General features: G+C 61.7%; 5 protein-coding genes. 3 read left to right on the forward strand and 2 right to left on the reverse strand.

Translation table 11 applies throughout. From position 1 onward, the window contains the following. The 3 genes from EOA29_RS27570 to EOA29_RS27580 form a co-directional block, all read left to right on the forward strand. On the forward strand, window positions 1-247 hold a 247-nt coding region (locus tag EOA29_RS27570), incomplete at its 5' end, for a glycine cleavage T C-terminal barrel domain-containing protein (RefSeq protein ID WP_189479006.1). After that, window positions 240-770, forward strand: coding sequence for a sarcosine oxidase subunit gamma (locus EOA29_RS27575; RefSeq protein WP_126094293.1), 531 nt, complete (start codon window positions 240-242; stop codon window positions 768-770). The genes EOA29_RS27570 and EOA29_RS27575, both read left to right, overlap by 8 nt. Window positions 771-1,333: 563 nt before the next feature. Beyond that, window positions 1,334-1,567, forward strand: a complete 234-nt coding sequence (locus EOA29_RS27580; protein WP_126094294.1) for a hypothetical protein — start codon at window positions 1,334-1,336, stop codon at window positions 1,565-1,567. 73 nt (window positions 1,568-1,640) lie between these two features. On the opposite strand, the gene EOA29_RS27585 is transcribed toward EOA29_RS27580, so the two are convergent. Next, window positions 1,641-2,768 (reverse strand): tetratricopeptide repeat protein, encoded by a 1,128-nt coding sequence (locus EOA29_RS27585; RefSeq protein WP_126094295.1) that lies wholly within the window; start codon window positions 2,766-2,768, stop codon window positions 1,641-1,643. A gap of 289 nt (window positions 2,769-3,057) precedes the next feature. After that, window positions 3,058-4,160 (reverse strand): aldehyde dehydrogenase family protein (locus EOA29_RS27595; RefSeq protein ID WP_145969827.1); only part of this gene is annotated, 1,103 nt, incomplete at its 5' end.

Raw genomic sequence — 4,160 nt, forward strand, 5'->3', positions numbered from 1 at the left:
GCTGCGTGGCGGGGCGATATTGTTCCTGCCAGGCGATGCCGTCGCCGGCCATGGGCGCGGCCGGGTCACCTCCGTCACCTTCAGTCCGGAGCTCGGCCGCTATGTCGGGCTGGCGCTGCTCGCCGGCGATGCCGCGACGGAGGGAAGCGAGATCGTCGCCGCCTATCCGATGCGGGCCGAGACCGTTCGCGCCCGCATCGGGTCGCCCGTGTTCCTCGATCCCAAGGGAGAGCGACTGCATGGTTGAACCTCTGTCGTTGCAGGATTTCAACCTGTTGAAGGACTTCAACCTGTCGGCGGCCGATTGCCCGATCGTTCAGATCGAAGGCTGGGATGGGACGCTGGCACGATTTGAGGCAAGCGCCTCGCAGGCATTGGGCGCGCCCCTGCCCGCGACGGTCGGCGAGACTGTACGCCATGCGGATGTCCTGATCGTCCGGGTTGCCCCGCGCCGCTTCTGGTTGATTTCGGAGGCCGGCGCAAAATCGCCGTTCCTGACCATCGATCCCGAACTTGGCTGTTCGTTTTTGCTCGGCGAAGGCCGGGTGTGTCTCAGGATGCAGGGGCCGCGTCTTCCGGAAATTCTCTCCAGATGCGTCGCCGTCGACTGGTCGTCGCCGGCTTCGGCTCCCGGTCGCGCGTGGCACACGGCCTTGCATCACGTGCCGGTGCTTCTGCTCCGCACAGCCGAGACCGCCTGCGACCTTGTCGTGCCGCGCAGTTTTGCGAAGAGCCTGGCCGAGTGGATTGCCGATAGCGCGACAGGGTGAGCTGCCGGGCATCTTCGCCCGCCGACGCTGTGGATGTGCTGCGAAAGGTTGCAGCCGATCCCGATGGCGGCGAATGCCGCATCCGCCGGCTTTGCCGCCACGGGGTTTCGATCGACAGATTAACGAATCGTAGACCGCGCTGTCCTATTCTGGGACAGCGCGGGTCCACTGCCCATTGGCCGCGCAGGCGGCTCCGGCGCCCAGGCACCCTACCCCTAGTCGGAGCCGCCACCTGTTTACGCTACCAGCAAGGGTTGAATCAACTCTTACCAAGCATTCTTACTGGTGCATTTTGCCAATCGTTAGATTTTGAAATGTCGGCGACACTATTCATGGCGCTCAATAAGTCGCCGTCGAGCTGGTTGCACGCGCTCTGCTTTGGTTTGCTTCCACCTCCCAACGGCACCGGCGAGCCTGGCTGGAGGATTCGCCAGACATATTAGCAATCAACGATATATTAACGGCTATGGCGCAGCCTTTCCGTACCGGGGACGAGAACCGCCCCCTGATCGACGATCCGGCACTTATGTGCCGAAACGTTCGACCGATGCGGAGCAAAACGCATGAGTGTCGAAACAGCGCTGGCGCAGCTATTGCGCATGCTTCACCGCCGGGCCTTGAAGTTGGCAGACCTGCCGGACGATGAGAGAGTCACGCATTACGACAGCATCCGCCGCTCCTGCTGCGGAGCGGCCGAGCATATCGGCCAGTCGCCCGACAACGCGGCCATCACGGCCAACAGCATGGTCGAGTTTACGCGGGCAATGGTCGGGATCATCGAAGCAAGGCACGAGTAAAGGCGGGGACGAGCCGACTGGTCGCTGGCTGACCACTTTCGGGAGGTGAGGCGCGGCGCGGTGCAGCAGAAGCTTATGGCGAAACGCCCAAAGCGTGAAGGCGCTTGCCTGCCGCGACGTATTCGATGAAATCGTGCGGGCAGTCATTCGCGGCACGCTGGTAGTATGGCAAGGCTTTGTCGGTGCGCCCCTTGAGCCAGTGGAACTCCGCGATATAGAGATTTGCGTCGCACAAATTTCCGCGTTTCGTGCCCGGCGGGGAGTCATCTGCCGAGGCCAATACTGCTTCGGGCGTCTGCTCGCCCAAGAACATACGAACCAGTGGTGCCGGCCAGCTTGTCATGTCCAGCTTGTTGGTCGCCTGCCGTAAATGGCCGATGCCGCCGCCATGCCGCTCAGCCAGATCCGCCCAGATCGCGAAATAGGCATTGTGTGGCGCGAGTTCCGCCGCCGCAGCGAAATCGGCTTGCGCCTTGGCCACGTCGCCATCGTAGAAGTAGTAGATTCCCCTGCTTCCATATGGGTTGACATAGGTTGGATTGAGCGTGATCGCTTGGCTGTAGTCGGCCATAGCGCGTTCTGCATCACCCTTCGCGCCCCAGGAAATGGCCCTATTGTTGTAAGCGAACGGATGTTTGGGATCGAGGCTGATCGCCTTATCGAAATCCGCGATGGCGCGGTCGAACTGGCCCCTCCGGTTGAGGACGAAACCGCGGTTGTTATAGGCCTGCATATATGTCGGATTGAGCTCGATGGCGCGGCTGTAGTCGACAATGGCGCGGGCGTTGTCGCTCTTGTGAGCCCAAGCGAGGCCTCTGTTGTAGTAGGCTGACGCTTTTCCCGGATCAAGCTCGATGGCGCGATCGAAGTCATTGATGGCGCTGTTGTTCTCGCCTTTGTCGAGCCATATCAGTCCGCGGTCGTTATAGGCGTCGGCGTCGTTCGGATCGAGGGCAATGGCGTTGTCATAGTCCGCCATGGCCCGGTCATTATCGCCACTGTCCATCCAGGTGTTAGCCCGATTGCGATAAGCGGTAGTGCGACTGCCTGGGCTTTGTGTACCGTCCTCGATGATCCGCGTACAGGCGGCGATCCGCAGTGAGCCCGCAGATGCGCCGCCGCAATCTTCGCTATCCCCAGCCAAGGCTTGAGTGCCAAGCGCAATCAGGACGATGACGCTGGCCAGCGCCTGTCGTCCCATTTGAATTGACCATCCTCGCCGCGAGCGAAGGTAGCTCTGTGGTGGAACAACTGCGTTCCGAGTAGTGTGTCGGTGGTTCAATCCAATCCCTCCGCTCCATAAGATTTGGCACAGAGAATTGGAACGCACCAGCCACCAAGAACTGGTGTTCAGGCAGTGTCTTCCTCACTGCCGATGGCTTGATATTGTGAGGCACTCACAATGGTTTCAAACAGCAAGGCCGCGGCCAAGTCCGCGCCCTCGCATTCGCCAGTAGAGACGCCTACCGCTATTGCGAATAATGCGAATCCTACTCCGCAGCCTGATACCCCGCGATACCCTTGATCTCCAGGAAATCCTCGAGCCCGTATTCGGCATATTCGCGGCCGTTGCCGGACTGCTTGTAGCCGCCGAAGGGCAGGCCGGCGTCCCAGGTCGGGTAGTTGATGTAGACAATGCCGGAGCGCATGCGGGCAGCGGCCTGGCGCGCCTTCTCGATGTCCTTGGCCTGGATGTAGGAGGCAAGACCGAAGACGGTGTCGTTGGCCTGCTCGATCGCCTGCTCGACCGTGTCGTAAGGCATGATCGACAGCACCGGTCCGAAGATCTCTTCCTTCGCGATGCGCATGTCGTGCGTGACGTTGGCGAAAACTGTCGGGCGGACATAATAGCCGCGGTTGAGCTCGGCCGGACGGCCGGGGCCACCGGTGACCAGGGTTGCGCCTTCGTCGATGCCGCTCTGGATCAACCCTTGGATCTTGTCGAACTGGAGCTGGCTGACCACCGGGCCGAGCTTTGTTCCCGGCGCATCGGCCGGACCGACAGTGAATTTCTCCGCCGCCGTCTTGGCGTAGCCGGCCGCTTCGTCGTGACGCTCGCGCGGCACGAACATCCGCGTCGGCGCGTTGCAGGACTGGCCGCTGTTGCCGAAGCAGCCGGCGACGCCCTTGGTGACGGCTCTTTGCAGATCGACATCGGGAAACAGGATGTTGGCCGACTTGCCGCCGAGTTCCTGATGCACGCGCTTGACCGTATCGGCGGCGGCCTTGGCGACCAGGATGCCAGCGCGGGTCGAGCCGGTGAAGGACATCATGTCGACATCCGGATGGCTGGCCAGAGCCTGGCCGACGGTCGGGCCGTCGCCAGTGACGAGGTTGAAGACGCCCTTCGGCACCCCGGCCTCGTCGATGATCTCGGCGAAGATGATGGCGTCGAGCGGCGCGATCTCCGACGGTTTCAGCACCATGGTGCAGCCGGCGGCTAAAGCCGGGCCGACCTTGCAGGTGATCTGGTTGAGCGGCCAGTTCCACGGCGTGATCAGGCCGACGACGCCGATCGGTTCCTTGACAATCAGCGAGGAGCCTTTGATGTGGCGAAACTGAAAAGTCTTTAGCACCTCGGCTATCTTTTCCA

The sequence above is a fragment of the Mesorhizobium sp. M1E.F.Ca.ET.063.01.1.1 genome (assembly GCF_003998155.1).
Classification (GTDB): domain Bacteria; phylum Pseudomonadota; class Alphaproteobacteria; order Rhizobiales; family Rhizobiaceae; genus Mesorhizobium.

What these genes read in the sequence shown, in the direction of transcription:
- EOA29_RS27585 (WP_126094295.1), bottom strand. Translation starts at nt 2,768, where the DNA reads ATGGGACGACAGGCGCTGGCCAGCGTCATCGTCCTGATTGCGCTTGGC.
- EOA29_RS27575 (WP_126094293.1), top strand. Translation starts at nt 240, where the DNA reads ATGGTTGAACCTCTGTCGTTGCAGGATTTCAACCTGTTGAAGGACTTC.
- EOA29_RS27580 (WP_126094294.1), top strand. Translation starts at nt 1,334, where the DNA reads ATGAGTGTCGAAACAGCGCTGGCGCAGCTATTGCGCATGCTTCACCGC.